Here is a 24,644-nt window from a genome sequence, read left to right on the forward strand (position 1 = left end):
CTTATTCGCTTTTAATCATATTGTGCATTGTAGTTGTCCTTCCATTTCCCTTGAACCTTAAGGACTTGTTCAATCACATCTCGAACACATCCTTTTCCACCTTGTTTGTGGGAGATGTATTTTGAGATTTCTTTGATCTCAGCAACAGCGTCATTTGGGCAACATGGCATACCAACCATTTTCATCACGTGATAATCTGGAATGTCATCGCCCATATAAAGCGACTGTTCTGGTTTAATATTGTAAATGTCCAGGTACTCATCCAGAGTCGCTACCTTGTCACCCACTCCTAAGTGGATATCAGTCACCCCTAATCCTTTTAAGCGTGTTCGCACCCCAGGGTTACTTCCACCAGAAATGATACAGATATTATAGCCCTTATCCAGTGCTGTTTTAATGGCATAACCATCTTTCACATTCATGGTTCGAAGCATTTCCCCTTCCGTTGTGATGACTAGGCTTCCATCGGTTAATACTCCATCCACATCAAAGATAAATGTGGTGATATTTTCTAAGTATTCTTTATAACTTTTCTCCTCCATGGGTTTTTATTATAGATCTAGTTATTGATTTATAAATGTCTTTATATAAGGGATCTTTCAATTGATCCAAATGAGATTCGATAGTGCTGTTGTCGCCACGCACTGCTGGACCTGTTTGGGTTGTTTTAGCCGGTGAATTCTCTAAAGATCTAGTGGTTTGTTTTATTAATGGAATAAAGATTTCAAATGGGATTTGCGCTTGCTCACTTAGCTCTGCGCCAATGCTGTATAAGTGGTTGACAAAATTATTGACAAATACGGCTGTTAAATGGATCCTACTACGCTGTTTAGAGTTTATTCGATAAACCTTGTCAGTCATGCTTTTTGCCAATCGCTGTATTAGTTGTAGGTCTTTTTCATTTTCAGCTTCCAAAAGCAATGGTACATCGTTCCAATGAATTTTTTTCTCTTTACGAAAGCTCTGTAATGGATACAAGACCCCTGCTCGGTTTTTTGAATCGATCACCTGGATATCCGAGTTTCCGGAGGTGTGTACTACCAATCGATCCTTAAAAGGTAAGGAAGAAGAAACCTCACGAATTACCGAATCACTCACGGCTATAATATAAATATCCGCTGGTTTTAGGTCTGCAAGTTGGTTTGTGAGAAGGGTAGTAGATTCAAATTTTTGGATAGCGGATATACTGCGGTTATACCACTGTACAAGTTCGATCTCCGAATTTTTAGAAAACTGGGCAAAGAGGTGATGTGCAACATTTCCACCGCCTAAGAGAACAATCTTTAACATAGCGCTAAAATAACTAAAGTTGCTTAGAATTCTGTAGAAGTAGATGCCAAATTTTTAAATCAAATCTCAAAGTTAAACCCTTTGTCGGTGAGTTGTTTGTAGATTTCTGGGTCAAATTTATAGAGTTTCGCCGCCCTATGTGATACATTTTTTTCTTTTTCTTTTAGATCTACAAGCAGTTTCATTTTAAGGATTTTCCTTCGAAAGTTGGGTTTGTCAAGTTCAATATTAAGCACCTCTTGGTAGAGTTGCATAAGTTGCAAAAGCGTGAATTTCTCTGGAAGAAGGTTAAACCCAATAGGTGCTTGGCGCACGCGGTTTCTAAGGTGTTTAAGACTATAGGAAAGGATTTCGTTATGATCATAAATCAGATCATTTACCTGATCCATCCTATACCACTTGGCATCGGATGCGGTGAAGCCAGCCTTAACATCGTAGTCGGCTTTTTTAATTAAAGCATAGTAGCCGATAGTGATTACGCGCCCCAATGGGAAACGATTAGGGTCGCCAAATGCTTTGAGCTGTTCGAGATACAAGTCCTCAATACCTGTCAACTCACGAAGAACTCTATTTGCTGCCCTGTCAATACTCTCATCCTCTTTGATCCATCCTCCTGGAAGTCCCCATTTCCCCTTGCTTATCCCCGTTCCATGTTCTACGAGTAACACTTCCAATTTTCCCTGATCAAAACCAAAAATTACACAGTCAATTGTAATGGCATTCATCACTTTTTTTTCTACAATTTTTCCGGATTCCTCGTCTATAAATTTTTTAACCATTTTGTTATCGACTGAATAAATTAGAGTGCATATATACAAAAAATCTTTATATGTGGTGGTATTTGTGTTAAATATTAGTGTTTCGGTAGTTTTATTTAATATTTTTTGAATAAAAGAAAATTAATGATTAGTATTGTAGTCAAATATACTATAAGTTATAGTTTAATTGACTATTAATGGATAATCTAACCAACACGAAATCTAGTAATGTTTATCTCATTACTGCCGTAGCCAGCCTAGGAGGCTTATTATTCGGTTACGACACTGCCGTTATTTCTGGAGCAGTGGGCGCACTAAGAAGTTTTTTTATAGATGAATTAAGCACGGATCCTGCATTAGCACAATCCACAATCGTTCAATACAAAGTAATCGTAGTACTCTCGTGCATGATTGTCTTTGGATTGTTTGGCGCATTCTTCTTTAGGTTCTTTAAACGTTCAACTTCCTTCGCATTATTAATTTTCACCTTTGTAATAGGGGGCGGGCTCTTATACACCAATTTCATTGCGCAACAAACGGTCCTTTCTGAGACATTAACCAATTCTATTCTTGGCTTTATGGTCAGTAGCGCCTTGGTAGGATGTATCATTGGTGCTTCGCTAGGAGACCGAGTGGCCAACTCTGTGGGTAGGAGAAATGGATTAGTAATTGCGGCCGTCTTATTTTTGATTTCAGCCGTGGGATCTGGATACCCAGAGCTTTTAAATCCTTTTTCAAGTGGCGATCTATCCTCCTTTATTGTTTATAGAATTGTAGGAGGAATAGGAGTGGGGCTAGCAAGTATGCTGGCGCCGCTATATATCGCTGAGATGGCTCCTGCTAATATTCGAGGAAAATTAGTCTCCTGTAACCAACTTGCCATAGTGGGTGGGATGCTGATTGTTTACTTTGTGAATTACTTTATTGTAAAGGGACAATCTGATCAATGGATTAATTCTATGGGGTGGCGCTATATGTTTCTATCGGAAAGTATACCCGCAACGCTGTTTTTAATTTCGTTATTTTTTGTGCCCAAAACACCTCGTTTTCAAGTCCTTAAAGGTCATGACGAAGCAGCAATTCAAACCCTTACCAAATATAATGGCCCTTCGAAAGCCGCGTTAATTTTAACGGAGATTAAAAGATCTTTTAATATTAAAAAAGCACCATGGCTAAGTTATGGATGGGGAATCATTGTTATAGGGCTACTATTATCTGTTTTTCAGCAATTTGTGGGTATTAATGTCGTGCTGTACTACGCTCCAGAAATTTTCAAAGGGATGGGTATGAAAACAGATGCCTCTATGCTTCAGACAATTATTGTTGGAGCCATTAATTTGCTCTTTACCATTGTCGCGATATTTACTGTGGATAGGTTCGGTCGTAAAGTCTTAATGTTAATTGGAAGTGCGATCATGGCTGTGAGTATGATAGGTTTAGGTACGGTATTATACTGGCAAGATACGGGTATGGCGGCATTACTTTTTATGTTACTCTATATCGCTGCTTTTGCAGTGTCATGGGGTCCTGTCACCTGGGTGCTTCTTTCTGAAATTTTTCCGAACAAAATCAAAGGCGCCATGGCTATTGCAGTGGCTGTTCAATGGTTGGCGAATTTATTAGTATCCTGGACTTTCCCAATGATGAATAACAACACCTATTTAACTGAAACTTTCCATAATGGATTTGCCTATTGGGTATACGGGATAATGGCTGTATTGTCTGGAATATTCATATTAAAATTCGTTCCAGAAACCAAAGGAAAAACACTGGAGGAAATCGAGCAGATTTGGGATCCAAAACAGGATGTCGCAACAGTCAAAAATTAAAAATTTAAACGAAATAAATAAAGTATGTATTTCTTAGGAATTGATTTGGGAAGTTCATCTATCAAACTATCCCTCTTGGATGGTGAATCAAATAAAACGTTACAAGATGTAACTGTTCCAAAGCACGAAATGAAAATTCATGCTCCAAAGCACGGCTGGGCTGAACAGGATCCTAAGCAGTGGTGGGACTATGTAAAGCAAGGTATTGCTGAATTAAAGGCAAGCGCTGATGTGGACTTTCTATCGGTGAAAGGTATTGGGATCGCATATCAGATGCATGGCCTGGTTGTAGTTGACAAGGACCTAGAGCCGCTTTGTCCATCGATTATTTGGTGTGATAGCCGAGCGGCAGAAATTGGTCAACAATATTATGAGGCTATAGGAGCCGAGCAATGCCAAGAACAGATTTTGGGCTCGCCAGGTAATTTTACTGCCTCGAAATTAAAGTGGGTTCAGGAGAACCGACCGGAGATCTACGCTAAGATTAAATATTTTATGTTACCTGGTGATTTTATCGCCACAAAGTTTACGGGAGTAGCACAAACGTCCTCTTCTGGATTATCAGAGGCGGCTCTTTGGAATTTTAAGGAAAATCGACTGGCAACGGAAATATTGGATGCCATGGGGATTTCATCGGAGTTGGTGCCCGAGGTTGTTCCAAACTTCGCAGAACAAGCTAAAATTGATCCTAGTGTCGCAGCTGAGTTAGGGATCTCTGATGAGGCGATGGTGAGTTATCGAGCTGGAGACCAGCCCAATAATGCGTGGTCACTTAATGTTTCCAACCCTGGAGAAATTGCTACAACAGCTGGGACTTCGGCCGTGATATATGGGTTAAGTAATCTTGATGATTACGATAAAGATAACCGTATTAACACCTTTTTGCATGTCAATAATCAAGAGAACCACAAGCGAAATGGCGTAATGGTGTGCATTAATGGTTCTGGGATTTTATACCAATGGATTCGGCAGCTCTTGTCTGTGGACCGCGATCAGCCTCTGAATTATGAGGCTTTGAATCAACTTGCCAAACAAAGTGTTCCAGGTAGTAAGGGGCTACGTTTTTATCCTTTTGGTAATGGTGTAGAACGTATTTTTAATAATAAACCTGCCTTTTCAGGGGTGCAGAATCTGAATTTTAATATTCACCAAACTCCTGATTTCGTCAGAGCCGCTTGTGAGGGTATTGTGTTTGCTATGCATTACGGCTTTGAAATTATGCGACAAGTTGGTGTGGAAGGTAAAGTGGTTCGCGCTGGAAATTCAAATCTTTTTTTAAATCCTGTCTTTAGAGAGATATTCATTCATACTACCAACACGAGTTTAGAACTTTATGATACTTCTGGATCTGAAGGAGCAGCTAGAGGAGCTGCCTATGGATTAGGATATTATAGGAGCGTTGAGGAGACTTTTCAAGGATTGGTTTGTTTGGAGCGATTTGATCCTGACCCAGAATTAGTTCAGACCTATAAAGAGATTTACCAAAATTGGAAAAATAATATATAACATACGATAAAACTTTTTAAACAGCATATAAAACCATTAACTATGAGTGCAACATATTTTAAAAATGTAGAGAAAATAAAATTTGAAGGAAAGGAAAGCAAAAATCCGCTCGCTTTTAAATGGTATGATGAGAACCGTGTTGTGGGTGGAAAAACCTTAAAGGAGCATTTAAGGTTTGCTACAGCCTACTGGCATACCTTTAATAATAAAGGCGGAGATCCTTTTGGCGCACCTACTGAGGTGTTTGCTTGGGATCAATACCAGGATCCAATCGACCGAGCGAAAGCTAAAATGGACGCGGCTTTTGAATTTATGACCAAACTAGGGACACCATATTACTGTTTCCATGATGTGGATGTGGTAGATGAGGCGCCTACACTGGCCGAATTTGAAAAGCGTATTGAGGCTTTAGTGGAGTATGCGAAAGAAAAACAACAGGATTCAGGGATTAAATTGCTATGGGGAACTTCCAATTTATTTAGTAATCCAAGATACATGAATGGTGCTGCTACCAACCCTAATTTCGACGTAGTTGCATATGCCGGTGCTCAGGTAAAAATTGCCATGGATGCTACTATTGCTCTTGGTGGAGAGAATTACGTATTCTGGGGTGGAAGAGAAGGGTATATGAGTCTGTTAAACACCAATATGAAACGTGAATTGGATCACATGGCCATGTTTTTAAGTACCGCTAGAGATTATGGGAGAAAACAAGGATTTAATGGAACATTTCTTATTGAACCTAAACCAATGGAACCAACTAAACATCAGTATGATTACGATGCGGCTACTTGTTTAGGTTTTATTAATAAATACGGCCTTGAAAACGACTTTAAACTTAATTTGGAGGTGAACCACGCCACTTTAGCTGGTCATACCTTTGAACATGAGTTACAAGTTGCAGTTGACAACGGAATGCTCGGAAGTATAGATGCGAACCGTGGAGATTATCAAAACGGATGGGATACTGATCAATTCCCATTGAATTTATATGAAATCACCGAAGCTATGTTGGTCATCTTACAAGGCGGTGGATTAGGAAGCGGTGGTGTTAATTTTGATGCAAAAGTCAGAAGAAACTCCACAGACCTGGAAGATAAATTTATAGCACATATTTCAGGAATGGACGCCTTTGCACGGGGGCTTATCTGTGCCGATAACATTTTAAGACAAACCAATTTTACAGATTTAAGAAAGCAGCGTTACGGTAGTTTTGATCAAGGTAACGGTGCTCGTTTTGAGAAAGGAGAATTGAGCTTAGAAGATTTAAGTGCTATAGCCAAGAGTAATGGCGAGCCAGCTCAAATTAGTGGGAAGCAAGAGTTGTATGAACAACTGATTGCCAACGCTATCTAGATCAACTAATTTATTATTATTCAAACTAACAAATTTTTTATGAAAAAGCATGCAAAAAAGCTTTTGGAAAGCAATTTCCTTAAGCTAACGTTTTTGTTTGTCTTGCTTTTACAAGCTAATTTTTTACAAGCACAAGACAAAACTGTAACTGGAACAGTCACCGCTGAGGAAGATGGCATGCCCATACCTGGGGTAAATGTTGTTGTTGTAGGTACCACAAATGGTACCTCTACAGACTTTGACGGTAACTATAGTATTGAAGTTCCTGAAGGAGGTACACTCCAATTTAGTTATATTGGGTTTATTAACCAGAGCCTACCGGTAGCTGGTTTATCAACACTCAATGTAGCATTACAAACTGACACTCAACAACTCGAAGAAGTTGTTGTTGTTGGTTATGGAACGCAGAAGAAGGAACTTGTCACTGGAGCTAACCTGCAGGTAAGTGGTGAGGATCTTCAAAGACAGAGCACAACTAGTGCTTTACAGGCATTACAGGGACAAACTCCCGGGGTACAAATCACATCAACCTCTGGGCAGCCAGGGGAGGGATTAAATGTTGTCATACGTGGACTGGGATCAACAGGAAATAATTCTCCATTATATGTAGTTGACGGCGTCTTGACAACTGATATTTCGTATCTTAACAATGCTGATATTGAAAATATATCTATTTTAAAAGATGCAGCATCTGCTGCAATTTATGGGTCGCAAGCTGCTAACGGGGTAGTTCTTGTAACGACTAAAAAAGGTCGTAAGGGACACGCACAAATCACTTTCGATCATTATTATGGTATTCAAGAGGTTGCAAGGACAATGGACATGACCAATGCAAAGGAATACGCAACGCTAATTAATGAAAGTGTTATGAATTCTGGAGCTTCCCCTGTATTTAGTAATGCAGATATTGCTAAAATGGGTGAAGGTGTTAATTGGATGGACGAAATGTTCGCTACCGCTAAGACCGAAAATTATACCCTAGGGCTTACTGGAGGAAGCGAAACCTCTACCTATTCATCCTCTTTGTCCTATACCAATCAAGAAGGTATTGTTGGGGGAGCAGACTTATCGAATTACGAACGGTATAATTTTAGATTTAATTCAGAACATAAGTTTTATAATGATAGAATTACCTTTGGTGAAAACTTGAGTTTTGCTATTATTAAAAACAATGGTATTGGTGTTGGGAATCAGTATAACAACGCTTTAAGAGGTGCATTCCAAGCGAATCCCCTTCTTCCAATGTATGACCAAAACGGAAATTATTACAATAGTTCGGGTGATTCTGAGCCTTGGTTATCCGGGATGTCTAATCCATATGCCTCTATGGTTTATGGGAATCAGAACGCCAATGAGACTAAAAAATTATTAGGGAATGTTTATATGGAATTTGAATTTTTAAAAAATTTAAAATTCCGTACAAGTTTAGGCTTAGACTATTTCTCTGCACAAGGTCATTCATTTAGTCCTATTTATGAGTTGTCTTCCTATGACTTCAATCAGTTTACTACCGCTACTCAAAATATGAGCGAGGGAAAAACTTTAATATGGGACAATTTACTATCCTATACTTTTGATGTTAGTGATAACCATCACTTTGAGGCTATGTTGGGATCTTCTTCCTACAACTACGAAGGGGTTTCTATGTATGGTAGCAATGTGAATTTAGTATTTGATGATTTAGCACATGCATGGTTGAGTAACGCCACTAATACGGAAGGTGCTCAGATTACACTCACAGGTGGGCCAGATGCACGTATTAAGCGCATGTCATATTTTGGACGTTTGAACTATAACTTCAAGGAAACCTATTTATTGAATGTAACCTTTAGAGCGGATGGTTCGTCTAATTTTGCTAGTGGAAATCGATGGGGTTATTTCCCCTCCGTATCAGCTGGTTGGGTGCTTAGCAATGAGAATTTTATGGATTCCAGTAGTACTTGGTTAAATCATCTCAAACTTCGTGCGAGTTGGGGACAAGTAGGAAATCAAAATGTTGGTAATTTTCAATATTTAGCACCGATTACTTACCAGAATACCAACTACATATTTGGAAATCAAGAAGCGGTACTTACTCCAGGAGCTTATCCCAATCGTTTAGCAAACCCTGCATTGACCTGGGAAACATCTGAACAATTGGATATAGGGTTTGATGCTCGCTTTTTCCAAAATAGACTTACGGTTAATTTTGACTGGTATGAAAAAACAACTAAAGATTGGTTAATTAATGTTCCTGTGGTACCAACCGCTGGAGTGGAGAATAAATGGATTAACGGTGGTGATGTTACTAACAAGGGTGTAGAATTGGCGCTTAATTTTAGAGATCAAATTAACGATGATTTTAGTTATTTTATCGGTGTCAATGGAGCCTATAATCAAAATGAAGTTGGCGAAATTCCAACAGAAGATGGTGTGATTCATGGCGAGACAGCACAACTTTGGGATAATTCGCCCGAATTCTATCGTGCAGCCAACGGACACGCTTTAGGATTTTTCTGGGGCTATGAAACCGCTGGTGTATTTCAGGACCAGCAAGAGATTCAAAACTATAGAGGAGAAAATGGAGCTCTTATTCAACCAGATGCCTTACCTGGTGATCTGAAATATGTCGACAGCAATCGCGATGGTGTTATTGACGCTGCTGATAAGGTTGAAATTGGGGATCCAAATCCGGATTTAACCTATGGTTTTTCAATTGGAGCAAATTATAAAGCTTTAGATTTTTCTATTCAAGCTAACGGGGTTGCAGGAAATCAGTTGGTACAATCCTACAGAAATATTGCCGGTGCTTATGGCAATTTTCCTGCCGAATATATAGGTCGCTGGCATGGTCCAGGGAGCTCCAATACAATTCCTAGGCTAACTGTAGATAATAAAAACTTTTCCAAATTTTCAGATATCTACGTCAAAGATGGTGATTTCTTAAGAATAAGCAATCTTACCTTGGGGTATGATATCGCTAAGGCCGTAAATAAGGATAATTTCTTTGCGAGTCAATTAAGAGTGTATTTCTCTGTACTTAATCTATACACATTTACAGAATATAATGGAATGGATCCAGAGGTAGGTTATGGTATTTCTTCGGATACGTATAATTTCTCTTCTGGAGTGGATGTGGGCTACTATCCTCGCCCTAGAACATATATGATGGGATTAAACATTAAATTCTAAGACAATGAAAAAATTAAATATATATATCGTATCAATAGCTATGTTGGCCCTGGGATCCTGTACTAAGGATTTTTTGGATACCGAGCCAATGACCGAGCTTACAAGTGATAATTTTTACAAAACACCACAAGATGCTTTCGATGCGCTTGTGGGTTGTTATGATGGTTTGCAAATTGCAATCGGGGCATCAGCATTAAGCTTTCCAGTAGCATCCGAGGTGTTATCAGATGATTGTTTCGGTGGCACGGGGAACTCCGATGATTTCAAGTATCAGATGCTCGATGAATTTGATGTGAGTCGTTCACCTTCCAATATTGATGTGTTCAATGATGCTTGGGTGAAATATTATCAGGCTATCTTTAGATGTAATGCGCTGTTAGAGAAATTGGATCAAACCGATTGGGGTAATAATGAAGATTTAAGGATTACCTATGAATCTGAAGCGAGGTTCATACGTGCTTATCTATATTTTGACTTGGTTCGTTTATTTGGGCCAGTACCATTACTAACGGTACCATCTGAGGAAATCATCCCTCGATTTGAAGTAGAGGAGGTGTATAAAGTCATTGCAGAGGATCTTACCTTTGCTGCCAATCAAATGGACGATGTTGCCTATACACAGCTTCCATCTGGTCGAGTAACCAAATGGGCGGCTAAATCTTTATTAGCTCGGGTATATTTGTATTACACTGGTTATTATGGTGCAGCTGACCTAGTTGGGGTAGTTGATAAGGCAACAGCACTTGCTCATCTAGAAGATGTCATTGCAAAAAGCGGCCATGGACTTGTAGATGATTTTAAAACTCTCTGGCCTGCAGCTTCAGTAGATGATTTTGCTGGTGAGGACAATAAAGAAATTGTTTTTTCAGTGAAATTCACCTACACTAGTGACTACAATGGTAATACTGATGGAAACCACTGGATGGTCATGTTTGGTATGCGCGAATTTGATTACCTGCCTTATGGAAGAGGTTGGGGAGTTACTGTAAATCCAGAGCTTTATAACTTATACACCGAAGGAGATAGTAGAAGGGAAGCAACATTGATTGCAATTGATGAAGAGGGAATACCGTTTGATAAGCAAGAGGGACAGCGCGAATATACAGGGTATTATAATAAGAAATATGCTCCTATGACTGCCGTTGATGAGGATGGTAAGTTAGGTAGTATAGCAGAGCAATTAGGTGGTGTTAATTTCCAAATTGGCCAGTTCCAAGATTATTATGCTATTCGTTATTCTGATGTGTTGCTTATGGCTGCAGAACTCGGTAGTGCCAATGGGCAGCAATATTTTGACCAAGTTCGTCAAAGAGCCTTGGGAACTGATTTTGTAGCTTTGACTGCAAACAGTACAAATATTCTTAAAGAAAGGCATTTGGAATTTGCCATGGAAGGAATCCGTTATTGGGATTTATTGCGCCAAGGGGTGGATGTAGCTTCAGAAGCAATAGCGACCAGTACTACTTTACCTAATGGAGGTGTTCCAACTAGTAAGGTGATTTCTGCCAGTAATATAATGGAAACAAAAGGATTACAGCAAATTCCAAATACGCAAATCACTTTGACTAACAATGTGATCACTCAAAATAGCGGTTGGTAATTGTGAAACCTAAAAGATAATAATATGAAAACGATATATAAATATGCTTTTATGATTATGTGTCTTTGTGGTTTATTAACCTCTTGTGACGATCATGAAACAAGTATGGGTGCAAAACTGGATCCATCAGAGCTGAATTTTAAAATAGAACAAGATCTTACGATAGATCAAGGTGGGAATACCGTCATATTGACCAATAATACTCCAGGTACTATTCCTATATGGAATTATGGAACGGGACGCTCAAATAAAGCCATTGACACTATTCGATTCGCATTTGCAGGGGAATATACTATTCAATATTCCGCCATGACAGAAGGTGGATTGGTAGAGGCAGAACCAGTGACCATAACGGTAACCGATAATAATTTTGATTATGTTGAAAATGAGTTATGGCTGAAATTATCTGGGGGTGTTGGAAATAGCAAAACGTGGATGTTGGATTTAAATGCCGAAGGGGTTTCCAAGTATTTTGTCGGTCCAAAATACTTTTACGGAACCAACAACGGATGGCTTGAAGGTGGTAATGAATGGTCCGGTGGAGCAACTGGATGTTATGGTGATGATTGTTGGAACTGGAATCCTGATTGGGCTGGTAATCAATGGATTATGTCTGCAGGAGATTATGGCACTATGACTTTTAGTTTGGATGGAGGTCCCTTTGTAGAGGTAAATAACTTAATGTTTGCCCAGCAAGGTACACAAAGTGGTACCTATTATTTAGATGCAAACAATCATAATTTGACCTTAACCGATGCACAAATGCTTCATGATTCAGAAACAGATGCATGTGTATCCAACTGGAGTTCCATTAAAATATTTTCACTCACCGAGGACACTATGCAATTAGGAGTTCTCAGAAAGAGTTCTTGTGACGGAGCAGCTTATTTAGTTTATAATTTTATCAGTAAAGAGTATAGTGATAACTGGGTGCCAGAGGAGACAGAACCTACTATTGATGAAGGTTTTGACCCAAGCTTCGAACCTGGAGAATTACTTGATATGTTGACTGGAGGAGCTGGATCTGGAAGAGTTTGGGCATTGGATGCCAATGGCAACCCTGTGGATTGGATAACAGCAGGAAAGGGTTGGACCGTCGATGCTACTAGCTCAGCCGACTGGGGATGGAATGATAGTTGGTCGAGTGTTGCATCTGAGTCGTGGATACGATTTGATCAATGGAATGGTTCCCAGACTTATACTAGGAATCAATCTGGTGTAGAAACCTCTGGAACATTTACAATTAATGAGGCGACTAATGAAATCACCCTCAGTGGGGAAACCTTAATTCAGAATCCGGGCAATTGGATGAGTCCAACAACTGGTACCATCACAGTTATAAAAGCTTTTGATGATTTTCAGTCCAAAGGTATTTGGTTCGGAACTAGTTATGATACTGCTAAGGATGAATGGTTGGCATTTCATTATATCATCCCATAATTAATTTAAAGGATACGGAGATTCTAAAGGGGTCTCCGTACTGTTTTTAATCTTCTAGAAATAATGATCAATTTATTTTTAATCAGAACTATTAAGATCTTTATAACGATCAGTTTGATGGTTTTTTTTGCTGCTTGTGATTCTTCTAATACGCCGCAAAAAGAAGCTAACTCACGAAAATTCTCTTTTAATGAACAGTGGGATTTTTACCTTTCAGATAGTACCGCAGTAGGTGATTCTATTTCTGATCAGACCCAGTGGAGAACCTTGGAATTACCACATGACTGGAGTATCGAAGGATCTTTTAACCCACAGAGTCCTGTTGGACATGGTGGAGGTTATCTCTCCGGAGGACTTGGATGGTATAAAAAGGATTTTATCATCGATCAGGGTGATCAATCCAAGCGAATCAGCATTTTATTTGATGGAGTTTATTCTAATAGTGAGGTTTGGATAAACGGTCACTACCTTGGTAAACGACCAAATGGATACATTGGTTTTGAGTATGATTTAACGCCTTATTTAAATTTTGGTGATACCAATCAGATTTTGGTTAAAGTCGATAACAGTCAACAACCGAACTCACGTTGGTATGCTGGTTCTGGTATCTATCGTAACGTTTGGCTAAAAAAGACAGCGAAATTATATGTGGCTAACTGGGGAACATTTATCACCACCCCTAAAGTGACTAAGGACTTAGCCATGGTCAACGTGGTTACCAACATTAATAATGATAATGCAGAAGAAAAAACAGCTTTCCTTCGTACGCGCGTTTTAAAAGATAATCAAGAAATCACACAAACCGAAAAGGAATTTTCCATTCCCTCAGAAGGAACAAAAGAGTTAGAACAGCAGTTGGAAATTACATCACCGCATCTATGGTCTGACCTGAATCCTGAGTTATATACTGTTGTTTCAGAAATAATAGTTGACGGGAACCTTATTGATCAAAAGAAAACTGATTTTGGAATCCGAAGTTTTAGGTTTGATCTTGATAAAGGGTTTATTCTCAACGGAGTGCAAACTAAGATTAAAGGTGTTTGTTTACACCATGATTTAGGACCCTTAGGTGCAGCTGTAAACAAAAGAGCGATCGAACGAAAATTGGAAATCATGAAGGAGATGGGGGTCAATGGTATTCGTACAGCCCATAATCCTCCTTCCCCTGAGCTTTTAGCACTTTGTGATCAAATGGGATTCATTGTTATGGATGAAGCCTTTGATATGTGGGCACATGGAAAGAATCCTTATGATTATTCACAGGCTTGGGAGCAATGGCATGAAAGAGACTTAAGAGATCAGATCCTACGCGATAGAAATCACCCGAGTGTTTTTATGTGGAGTATCGGAAACGAGATTCCTGAGCAGTGGAGTCCAAAAGGTGCAGAAATAGGCAGAGAGCTTTCGGCTATTGTAAAAAGTCTGGATACCACAAGAGTGATTACAGCTGGAATGAATCCACCGATTCATATTAATAAAGATGAGGTAACCATACAATTTGAAGGTACTGCTGCTGAACCTAATGCATTGGCGGGTTCTGGTGCTTTGGACCTAATAGGGTATAATTATGCACATCAAACCTATACGGATCACCAGAAAAATTTTCCTAATACTCCTTTTATTGCCGCGGAAACAACCTCTGGGTTACAAACCCGAGGCTATTATGAATTCCCTTCCGATACGACAAAGATATGGCCTGTACGGTGGGATTTGGTCTTTACTCAAGGCAATAAAGATAACACCGTATCGGCCTTTGATCAGGTAAGAACACCCTGGGGATCATTACATGAGGAGGCCTGGAAAATTATTAAAAAGCACGATTTCTTATCGGGAATGTTTGTTTGGACCGGCTTTGATTATATAGGAGAACCAACTCCATATCAGTGGCCTTCGAGAAGTTCCTATTTTGGTATCGTAGATCTTGCTGGCTTTGCCAAGGATGTGTATTATATGTACCAGAGTGAATGGACTCAAAAAGATGTCCTACATGTATTTCCACACTGGAATTGGGATGAAGGAACATTGGTGGATGTATGGGTATATTACAACAATGCAGATCAGGTGGAACTGTTTTTAAATGGCGAATCTCTGGGGGTAAAATCCAAAGAGGGGGATGACTTACATCTTATGTGGAGGGTTCCATATAAAGAAGGGATACTCAAGGCTGTTTCTCGAAAAGAAGGTAAAGTGGTATTAGAGCGGGAGGTGAAAACTGCAGGAGCTGCATCTAAGCTTTCCTTAATCGCTGATAGGTCGACCATACAGGCCGATGGTAAGGACTTATCTTTTATAACCGTAGATGTTTTGGACGCCAATGGTGTGATGGTCCCAAGGGCCGGGAATCAACTTACCTTTACCTTGGAAGGTCCTGGTAAAATAGTAGGTATGGCTAATGGTGATCCTACCAATCATGAAAGCTTTCAAGGCAATACCCACAAGGCTTTTAATGGGAAATGTCTAGTGATCGTTCAAGCTGACAGAAAAGAAGGAGATCTCGTACTTACCGCTACCGCGGATGGATTACAACAAGCCTCCATCAATATCAAAACAATTAACTAGCTAACAATTCAAATATGACACTAAAAATCAAACTAAACCAGAAAATACCAAGTAAATGGAGGGTGCTCTTAGCCGCCAGTCTATTTACACTAGGTAGTAGTTCTGCCCAAATTCAACATGCAGAGGTACTGAATTCACCAGTAGATATCAGCAAGGACTTTACAAATTACTTAAATACTTTTTATTTCGCAGATGAATTGGTCGAATTTGATCCCCAAACAGGTAAAGGAGCCATCCGATACCAGCGGAATCAATTTCATGCCAAGCAGGCCTTTAACAATATGCTTATTAAAGCAGATACCATAGGGCCAAATGAGTTTCCAGCCACGGAATATGAAGCGTCTCCAGTTCACGAATTTGAAATCCAATTTGTTTCTGATCGAACCATTCGTATTAAGATGAATTCTGGGCCAGTTTATCACAAGGAAAAGGAATCGTTAATGCTGGTAGGTGGAAAAGCACCAAATAACCCAGCGACATGGGAGTATAAGCCGATAGCCGGTGGGCATCAATATCGCAGTGTGCATGGAAGGGTAGAGATCTACAAAAAACCATGGCATGTAAAGGTCTATGATGCCAAGGGCAAGTTGTTGACCTCGACGCTGCATAAAACGGATTTTTCCAATACCTACACTCCCGTACTGCCATTTTCTTATCTTAGGCGCAATAGTGATTACTCCAGAAGTATGGCAGCGGTCTTTAGTCTTCAACCTGGGGAGAAAATCTTTGGATGTGGAGAATCGTTCACTCAGTTCAATAAACGGGGAGAAAAAGTGGTTTTATATACAGATGATGCCAATGGGGTACAAAATCAGACGATGTATAAACCAATACCTTTTTACTTAAGTAGTAGAGGGTATGGGGTGTTTATGCACCATTCTTCCCCAATTACAGTTGACTTTGGACAGTACTTCAACGGAGCTAATTCTATGATGATTGGAGATGATCAAGCAGACCTATTTATCTTTTTAGGAACGCCTAAAGAGGTTCTTGATGCCTATACAGATCTCACTGGAAAAGCTGCTATGCCTCCTCTTTGGTCCTTTGGGCTTTGGATGAGTAGAATTACGTATTTTAGTGAAAATGAAGGACGCGAAGTCGCTAAGAACCTCAGAAAACATAAAATACCTAGTGATGTTATCCATTTTGATACTGGGTGGTTTGATGTTGATTGGAGGAATAATTATGAATTTGCAGAGGATCGATTTGAAGATCCTAAAAAAATGTTAGCCGATTTTAAAGAACAGGGATTTCATGTGAGTCTATGGCAATTACCTTATTTTACGCCACGAAATACCTTATTCAATGAAATTGTCAGTAGTGGATATGCAGTCAAAGATGCCAAGGGCAATATACCCTATGAAGATGCTGTATTGGACTTTTCCAATCCCGAGGCGGTGGTTTGGTATCAGAACAAGCTTAAACAACTTTTTGATTTAGGAGTAAGTGTTTTTAAGGTTGATTTTGGTGAGGCCGCTCCAGGAAATGGAATTTACCACTCTGGACGTACTGGATTTTATGAACACAATTTATATCCTCTTCGTTATAACAAGGCCGTAGCTGAGGTTACTAAAAAAGAAAAAGGCTATACGCTACTTTGGGCACGAAGTGCTTGGGCTGGAAGTCAGCGCTATTCTTTACACTGGGGTGGAGATGCCGCCACCACCAATACTGCTATGGCCGCAACACTTAGAGGAGGACTATCCTTAGGCCTAAGTGGGTTTACATTTTGGAGTCATGACTTAGGAGGATTTACTACAAAAACTCCAGAGAATCTTTACGCGCGATGGGCGCCATTTGGTATGCTATCTTCTCATGTTAGAAGTCATGGAGAACCACCGACAGAACCATGGTTGTATAGCAAAGAGTTCTTAAAGGCCTTTAGAGCGGCCGATAATATGCGCTATGAATTAATGCCCTATATTTATGCCCAGGCCAAAGAAAGTTCACTCAACGGATGGCCTATGCTAAGAGCTCTTTTTGTAGAATTTCCAGAGGATCCAGGAAGCTGGTTAATCGACAATCAATATTTGTTTGGATCTGATATGCTTGTTGCACCATTATTTGAGGAAACGACCAAAAGAGATGTTTACCTACCAGAGGGAAGTTGGATTGATTATCAGACCAAAAAAGTGTACCAAAAGGGATGGCATACCATCGAGGCAGGTGAGGTGCCAATAGTGGTATTAGTTAAAGATGGAAGTATCATTCCACACATTGACCTGGCACAGTCCACAAAAGATATGGATTGGTCAAAATTAACCCTTGAAGTGTTTGCTACTAAAGACGCATCACAGGCCAAAGGCCAGGTTTATTTGCCAGAAGGTGATAAACCACATTTACTGGAAGTTGAGAAAGTAGGCTCGGAATTTAAACTCAAATCCAATCCTTTGGATGGAAAAACTAGTTTCAAGGTACATTGGGCTCAGTAAGAATTTTTTAAGATAATTTAATTAGATATGATTTTGAATATTAAGAACTTTATAGTGGCTATTGCGTTGATTGGATTGACCTCCTGCCAGCAAAAGCAAGAACCTTTAGTGCTCTCCTCGCCAGGTGCGATAAATGAAATACAATTTTCGCTCTCCGCACAAGGTGTTCCAACTTATCAGGTTTCTCATGGAGCCATCCAGGTATTAAATCCTTCGGAGCTTGGATTTGTTTTTAAAGACAACGATTCATTATATCGCAATTTTGAGATCGTAGCAGTAGAACGACGTAGTTTTGACAAAGAGTGGGATCAAGTGTGGGGAGAAAAGAAAACTATCCGCAATAACTACAATGAACTAGCGGTTCAATTACAAGAGAAAGGCGCAAAGAAAAGAAAACTAAATCTGGAGTTTAGGGCCTATGATGACGGGGTTGCATTTCGCTATATATTTCCTGAGCAGGGTGTGAAAGACAGCATATTCATTATGGATGAGCTTACAGAATTTGAGTTAGCTGAAGATGGAAAAGCATGGTGGATCCCAGCCTACGATGAGCAGCGCTATGAGTATCTCTTTAACGCCTCACCAGTAAGTACTTTAGACACTGTTCATACCCCACTAACAATAGAGAGTAAAAGTGGTTTGAGTTTAAGTTTTCACGAAGCTAATTTGATCAATTTTGCTTCAACGACCTTGGCCCATACCCAGGGAACAACCTTGAAGACCGATTTAGTTCCTTGGTCTGACGGAGTAAAGGTGAGAATTACGGATTCTTTCACTACACCATGGCGTACGCTTCAGATTGCTAAAGAGCCTACAGAGCTCATTACATCATATCTGATTCTCAATCTTAATGAGCCGAATAAGTTCGAAGATACAAGCTGGATAAAACCGTTTAAATACATTGGTATTTGGTGGGGGATGCATATTGGAAAATACACCTTCTGGGAAGGAGAGAATCAAGGCGCTACCACCAAAAACGCTAAGAAATATATCGATTTTGCAGCAAAAGAAGGCATTGACCATTTATTAATCGAGGGATGGAATAAAGGCTGGACCCCCGATTGGTATAAAAATGCTATGCACCAATTCAATTTTACTCAACAGGCGGATGATTTTGATTTAGAAGCGGTCACAGATTATGCCGCAAAGAACAACGTTCGTATTATTGGTTATCATGAGACTGGATCTAATATTGATAATTATCTAAAGCAAATTGATAGCGCCTTTGCACTTTATAATAAGGTAGGTATTCACGATGTGAAAATTGGACATGTTGGTTCACTTTTGAAAATGAAAGAGTGGCATCATGGGCAATTCGGAGTTGAGTATTTTAGATATGTTCTTGAAAAAGCAGCGGAGTACAAACTCACCGTGCTGTATCACGAACCTATAAAGGATACTGGAGAGCGTAGAACGTATCCTAATATGATGGCCAGAGAAGGTGCCAGAGGGCAAGAGTACAATGCGTGGAGCGATGGTAATCCACCCAGTTATACCACCATTTTGCCTTTCACTAGACTCTTGTCAGGACCAATGGATTTTACAGCAGGAATCCTAGATGTTGAAATATCCCAAGGATATCCTGGTCGTAGGGTTCACAGTACTGCAGCCAAGCAGTTGGCCTTATTGGTAACAGTGTACTCTCCCATTCAGATGTATGCAGATCTCCCAGAGAATTACCAGGGACAACCAGCTTTTCAATTCTTAAAAGATGTTCCCACTGACTGGGAAGACACCAAGGTGCTCAATGGCGCTATTGGAGAGTATATTACTACCGTTCGAAAGGATATTAACAGTGAAGATTGGTATTTGGGAAGTATCACAAATGAGCAGTCACGAGAATTTGATATTTCTCTTTCATTTTTAGATCCACAGGCAAGGTATGAAGCTCAAATTTATGCCGATGCACCAGAGACTGACTTAAACAATAATCCGGAAGCCATTAGCATCACTACCAAGGAGGTTACTGCAAAGGATAATCTTCGTCTTCATTTAGGTGCAGGAGGTGGTGCAGCGGTACGATTTAAACAACTATAATGGACTCGATAGGCTAACTTTGATGGTGCACCTTAAAGTGTTTGATTTAGAAAAGCCAGAAATGTCGAAAGCATTAAATACAAAAGCGGAAAAAGAACCTATATTTTTTTTCCGCTTTTGAATTAAAAGTACTATTTAATTTGGGCTACTGTTTTAATTTCTTAGCCGCTTGTTGGTCAACCATCCAAGTCACTCTTTGTGCATCTTTAGTAATTAATTGTGATGGATATAAATCAGCGTTTGGCGCTCCTTGAAGTACTTGGTAAAGCGCTTCTGATTTTTTATCACCAAAGACTAAGAAAACGATGTTTTTAGCTTTATTGATCAGCGGTGCAGTTAATGTAATTCTATACATATCCTGGGGTGCTAAGAAATAGGCGGCTACTTTCTTATCCTTTTCCTTTAGAATGATATCTTGATTTGGAAATAATGATGCTGTATGGCCATCATCACCCATTCCAAGGATGATTAGGTCAAATTCTTCACCATTGGTCAAATGCTGCTCTAAAAGGCCCTCATATTCCTTGGCATATTCTTGGGCAGAAACACCATCCTTCCACATTGGGAAAATTTGGTCTTTTGGTACTGGAATATGATTAAGCAAATCTTTAAAGGCAGCACCAGCATTACTTTTTTCATCATCTAGTGGTACCCATCGTTCGTCGCCCCAAAAGACATATACTTTTGACCAGTCAATCTTTTCTTGGTACTCTGGGGTAGCAAGTAATTGATACAGGCCAGCAGGGGAGGAGCCTCCTGTTAGGGCAACAGTAAATTTTCCTTTCTCCATAATGGCTTGTTGTGCTTTACTCACAAAATAATCAGCCAATTCATTATCTAAGGTTACTTTATTTTCAAATATTCGAATCATTTTTTGTCTTTTACAGATGAATGTTTATTTACCGCCCAGACGTGACCTTCACGAGCGATAAGGGCTTCAGCGTTTTCTGGTCCCCAACTTCCAGCTTGGTAATTTGGAAAATCAATGGATTCTCTTTTCTCCCAAGCCTCTAAGATGGTAGATATAACATCCCATGCTTCTTCAATTTGGTCGGAACGCATAAATAGGGTGGTATCTCCAACCATCGCATCTAATAACAAGGTCTCATATGCCTCTGGAGTTTGCGTTGAGCAGCTGTCATAATTGAAAATCATCTCTGATGGATTCAGGTTCATTTCAAGCCCGGGACGTTTGGTCATAAAACGCAATAAAATATCCATTTGAGGTTGGATATTGATAGTCAATCGATTAGGCATGATGCTGTCAATCTGATTGGTAGGGAAAGAGGCATGAGGAACAGGTTTGAACTGTATAGTAATGGAAGAGGTCTTCTCTTGCATACGTTTTCCTGTTCTTAGATAAAATGGGACATTTTGCCATCGCCAGTTATCCAAGTAGAATTTAATGGCGGCATAGGTCTCTGTGTTTGATTTTTTATCAACACCATTTTCTTCACGGTATCCAAGTACTTTTTCTCCTTTAATCCAACCCGATGCGTATTGTCCTCGCACAGCATAATGATGCACTTCTTCTGGCTTAATTCTACGAATCGATCGAAGGACATCATATTTACGGCTACGAATCTCCTCTGCATCGAATGATGCAGGTGGTTCCATGGCAACCATACAAAGGATTTGTAAAAGGTGATTTTGAATCATATCTCTTAAGGCACCTGATTCCTCGTAATATCCACCTCGGTCTTCAACACCCACTTGCTCTGCAACGGTAATTTGAACGGAATCGATATAATTTCTATTCCACAAAGGTTCAAATAAAGCATTGGCAAATCGGAATGCTAAAATGTTTTGAACGGTCTCTTTCCCTAAGTAGTGGTCAATCCGGAAGATTTGCTCCTCGTCAAAGGTAGCTGTAAGTTTTTTGTTTAATTCTACCGCTGATTTTTTATCGTAACCAAAAGGTTTCTCAATAATGATGCGATCTTTTTCTTTAAGGGCAGCAAGACCTGAGCTACGAAGGTTAAGACTTAAGGTCTCGATGAATCTCGGAGAAACGGATAAATAGAACAATCTATTGGCGCGTTCTCCCCACTGTTCTTCGTAGGGCTCTATGATTTTTAATAATTCATCATAAGAGGTCTTATCATTGATGTTAGAGGTGAGATAATGTAAGGAACCCTTGAACTTATCCCAATCTGCTTTCTTGGGTGTTCCTTTCCTTGAAAATTCTTTTAAGCCCTGGTAAAGGTGTTCTTGGTAATCTTTATCACTGAGTTCTGTTCTTCCAAGTCCGTAAATGACAAAATTCTCTGGCATCCACCCATCGATGAACAAATTGTAAAAAGCGGGTATTAATTTTCGTTTTGCTAAATCGCCAGTTCCACCAAATATAACGATCGCAGTTGCAGTTGCATTTTTTCCTGTTTTCATATTTTTTTCATAGTTGTTTAATCCTCCCATTCGGTGTGAAAAATTCCTTCACGATCAATTCTCTCATAACGATGTGAGCCGAAGTAATCACGTTGTGCCTGGATAAGATTTGTAGGTAGGACTTCACTTCTATAGGCATCAAAATACGATACAGTAGTTCCATAAACTGAAAGAGGAATTCCTAAAGAAATACCTGTTGTGAGGACCTCACGTATTGCAGACTGCCTTGTATTTAAGTCTGCTGCCAAATTTTTATCTAACAACAGATTCGGTAGCTGAGGATTGTTTTTATAGGCTTTTCTGAAGTCTTCTAAAACCGAAGCGCGGATAATACATCCACCTCTCCATATTTTGGAAACTTCTTCTAAATCTAAACCATAGTTATATTCCTTAGAGGCTATGTGTAGCTGTGCCATTCCTTGTGCATAGGTTGTAATCATAGCAAAATAGAAGGCATCCTTTAATTTTTCTAGGAATGTTTCTAAATCCAAATCGATTTTAGCTTTCCATTGGTAGGTTTGTGAGGCAATTGTACGCTCATCTTTATATTTTGAAATATCTCTCATGTTCACAGCAAGGTCAATTGAGGGGACTGGTGCTTGAATATCCATCGCATTTTGAGATGTCCATTTACCAGTACCTTTAGACTTGGCGGTGTCTGAGATGAGGTGAATTAATTTTTTACCCGTTAAAGAATCGTCTTGTTTTAAAATATCAGCAGTGATCTCTACTAAATACGATTCAAGTTCTTTACTGTTATTCCATTGTTCAAATACTTTTTGGATTTGTTTGTCTGGAAGTTCAAGTCCGCGATTTAATAAATCATAGGTTTCAGCAAGTAGTTGCATGATTGCATATTCGATTCCATTGTGGACCATTTTCACATAGTTTCCAGCAGATCCACTCCCTAAGTAGCTTACACATGGTTCGCCATCAACCTTGGCAGCTACTGCTTCAAAGATTGGACGAAGACGCTCATAGGATCCTTTATCCCCACCAGGCATCATACTAGGGCCGAAACGAGCTCCTTTTTCACCTCCAGAGATCCCCATTCCAAAGAAATGGATGTTTTTCTCGGCAAGTTCTTTCACTCTTCTGTCCGTGTCTGGGAAGTAAGAATTACCTCCATCCACAACAATATCACCTTCCTCTAGATGCTCTAATAAAGAACCAATTACAGTATCTACAGGTTTCCCTGCTGGTACCAACAACATAATAGCTCTTGGTTTTTCTATAAGGCTTACAAACTCTTTTACGTCCGTGGTACCTTTTATCTGATGTTTTGTCTCGGCTTCTTGCTCTAAAGAAGCAGCTTTTTCAGCATCTAAATCCAAACCAACAACAGAGAAGTCATGATCGGCCATATTAAGTAATAGGTTTCTACCCATTACGCCTAGTCCAACCATTCCAAAGTCAAATTTTTTCATAGTGTTTTTATCCGTATTTTTTGATATTATAATTTTTTGAAATTCATTTCTTCTATGGCTTTTACCTTATCTAGCCGTCTTTGAAATCGACCATGACTGATAAATTTTGCTTTAAGAAAAGCTACGGTGATTTCTTCAATAAGCGCCGCTCCAAGAACTCTTCCTCCCATACATAGGAGATTGAGATCGTCATGCTCTACGCCTTGATGCGCAGAATAATGTTCTGAAATTAGCGCCGCACGAACACCTTCGAATTTATTGGCTGCAATGGATACTCCTACACCGCTTCCGCAAATGGCAATTCCTTTGTCTATTTTTTGATTTGAAATAGCCAGAGCTAAAGGCATAACTACATCCGAGTAATCATCTTCTGGATCCATGGTATGAGCTCCAAAATCTTCATATTGATACCCTTGTTTGTCTAGGAAAAGCTTTAATTCCTCCTTATTTTTATATCCTGCATGATCTGCGGCTATACCAATTTTCACAAGTATTGAGCTTTTAGAAATGTTTCAAAGTATAAAATTACGTATTTCTAGGGGATTGCGGCAATATAATTTGTTTATATAACGATAGTTTATTTTTAAGTTACAATGTGAAACACATGATCGTGTACTCTTATCGTGGCATTGATTAGCTCCTTTTAATTATAAGTTTCGCTAAAGTAAAGTGTATTTATTTAAGCGACCTTTTCATCTATACGTTGGGTAAAATCTACTTATTTTTAGTAAGTGGACCGAAAGTAGTGATCGTCTTTGTTCATCTTTTTTTTAAGGCATACAAGCTGATGGTAATTTTATGAACTTTGGATAAAAACGCTAAGACACCCCTTTAAAACACCGGTTGCACTG

At 39.4% G+C, this 24,644-nt stretch carries 16 protein-coding genes; 9 read left to right on the forward strand and 7 right to left on the reverse strand.

Annotated features, from left to right (window positions below; all coding sequences use genetic code 11):
* Positions 1-11: 11 nt before the first annotated feature.
* The 3 genes from VKY50_RS05395 to VKY50_RS05405 are packed head-to-tail and all read right to left on the reverse strand — an operon-like array spanning position 12 to position 2,069.
* The gene (locus tag VKY50_RS05395; protein ID WP_324299643.1) at positions 12-542 is read right to left on the reverse strand and encodes a KdsC family phosphatase; all 531 of its coding nucleotides are present in this window, start codon (positions 540-542) and stop codon (positions 12-14) included.
* Positions 523-1,290 (reverse strand): Rossmann-like and DUF2520 domain-containing protein, encoded by a 768-nt coding sequence (locus tag VKY50_RS05400; RefSeq protein ID WP_324299645.1) that lies wholly within the window; start codon positions 1,288-1,290, stop codon positions 523-525. Before VKY50_RS05400 ends, VKY50_RS05395 begins: the two co-directional genes overlap by 20 nt.
* 59 nt (positions 1,291-1,349) lie before the next feature.
* Positions 1,350-2,069 carry an NUDIX hydrolase gene (locus tag VKY50_RS05405; RefSeq protein WP_324299646.1) on the reverse strand — a complete coding sequence of 240 codons (720 nt, stop codon included), beginning with the start codon at positions 2,067-2,069 and terminating at the stop codon, positions 1,350-1,352.
* A gap of 176 nt (positions 2,070-2,245) precedes the next feature.
* Here VKY50_RS05405 and xylE point away from each other — a divergent pair, with 176 nt between their 5' ends.
* The 9 genes from xylE to VKY50_RS05450 all read left to right on the forward strand — a co-directional run bounded on the left by xylE (position 2,246) and on the right by VKY50_RS05450 (position 19,978).
* The gene (gene xylE / locus VKY50_RS05410) at positions 2,246-3,877 is read left to right on the forward strand and encodes a D-xylose transporter XylE (RefSeq protein WP_324299648.1); all 1,632 of its coding nucleotides are present in this window, start codon (positions 2,246-2,248) and stop codon (positions 3,875-3,877) included.
* Between the two features lie 24 nt (positions 3,878-3,901).
* Positions 3,902-5,383, forward strand: coding sequence for a xylulokinase (locus tag VKY50_RS05415; protein ID WP_324299650.1), 1,482 nt, complete (start codon positions 3,902-3,904; stop codon positions 5,381-5,383).
* Positions 5,384-5,425: 42 nt separating this feature from the next.
* Complete coding sequence (gene xylA / locus VKY50_RS05420; protein WP_324299652.1) at positions 5,426-6,739, forward strand: xylose isomerase; 1,314 nt, start codon at positions 5,426-5,428, stop codon at positions 6,737-6,739.
* A 39-nt stretch (positions 6,740-6,778) separates the two neighbouring features.
* On the forward strand, positions 6,779-9,910 hold the full coding sequence (locus tag VKY50_RS05425) for a SusC/RagA family TonB-linked outer membrane protein (protein ID WP_324299654.1): 3,132 nt from the start codon (positions 6,779-6,781) through the stop codon (positions 9,908-9,910).
* Positions 9,911-9,914: 4 nt separating this feature from the next.
* Positions 9,915-11,510, forward strand: coding sequence for a RagB/SusD family nutrient uptake outer membrane protein (locus tag VKY50_RS05430; RefSeq protein WP_324299656.1), 1,596 nt, complete (start codon positions 9,915-9,917; stop codon positions 11,508-11,510).
* A gap of 24 nt (positions 11,511-11,534) precedes the next feature.
* Positions 11,535-12,950 (forward strand): hypothetical protein, encoded by a 1,416-nt coding sequence (locus tag VKY50_RS05435; RefSeq protein ID WP_324299657.1) that lies wholly within the window; start codon positions 11,535-11,537, stop codon positions 12,948-12,950.
* Between the two features lie 63 nt (positions 12,951-13,013).
* Positions 13,014-15,509 (forward strand): beta-galactosidase GalB, encoded by a 2,496-nt coding sequence (gene galB, locus VKY50_RS05440; RefSeq protein ID WP_324299660.1) that lies wholly within the window; start codon positions 13,014-13,016, stop codon positions 15,507-15,509.
* A gap of 14 nt (positions 15,510-15,523) precedes the next feature.
* Positions 15,524-17,941: a glycoside hydrolase family 31 protein gene (locus VKY50_RS05445; protein ID WP_324299662.1), complete on the forward strand. Its 2,418-nt coding sequence runs from the start codon at positions 15,524-15,526 to the stop codon at positions 17,939-17,941.
* Positions 17,942-17,968: 27 nt separating this feature from the next.
* Positions 17,969-19,978, forward strand: a complete 2,010-nt coding sequence (locus tag VKY50_RS05450; RefSeq protein WP_324299664.1) for a glycoside hydrolase family 97 protein — start codon at positions 17,969-17,971, stop codon at positions 19,976-19,978.
* Positions 19,979-20,123: 145 nt separating this feature from the next.
* Here the strand turns inward: VKY50_RS05450 and pgl are convergent, their stop codons facing one another.
* The 4 genes from pgl to VKY50_RS05470 are packed head-to-tail and all read right to left on the reverse strand — an operon-like array spanning position 20,124 to position 24,281.
* Positions 20,124-20,849 carry a 6-phosphogluconolactonase gene (gene pgl, locus VKY50_RS05455; protein WP_324299666.1) on the reverse strand — a complete coding sequence of 242 codons (726 nt, stop codon included), beginning with the start codon at positions 20,847-20,849 and terminating at the stop codon, positions 20,124-20,126.
* Positions 20,846-22,366 carry a glucose-6-phosphate dehydrogenase gene (zwf, locus tag VKY50_RS05460; protein WP_324299668.1) on the reverse strand — a complete coding sequence of 507 codons (1,521 nt, stop codon included), beginning with the start codon at positions 22,364-22,366 and terminating at the stop codon, positions 20,846-20,848. Before zwf ends, pgl begins: the two co-directional genes overlap by 4 nt.
* 17 nt (positions 22,367-22,383) lie before the next feature.
* Positions 22,384-23,793: an NADP-dependent phosphogluconate dehydrogenase gene (gndA, locus tag VKY50_RS05465; protein ID WP_324299670.1), complete on the reverse strand. Its 1,410-nt coding sequence runs from the start codon at positions 23,791-23,793 to the stop codon at positions 22,384-22,386.
* 26 nt (positions 23,794-23,819) lie between these two features.
* On the reverse strand, positions 23,820-24,281 hold the full coding sequence (locus VKY50_RS05470) for an RpiB/LacA/LacB family sugar-phosphate isomerase (protein WP_324299672.1): 462 nt from the start codon (positions 24,279-24,281) through the stop codon (positions 23,820-23,822).
* Between the last annotated feature and the right edge of the window lie 363 nt (positions 24,282-24,644).

The sequence above is a fragment of the Galbibacter sp. genome, from assembly GCF_035306585.1.
Classification (GTDB): domain Bacteria; phylum Bacteroidota; class Bacteroidia; order Flavobacteriales; family Flavobacteriaceae; genus Galbibacter.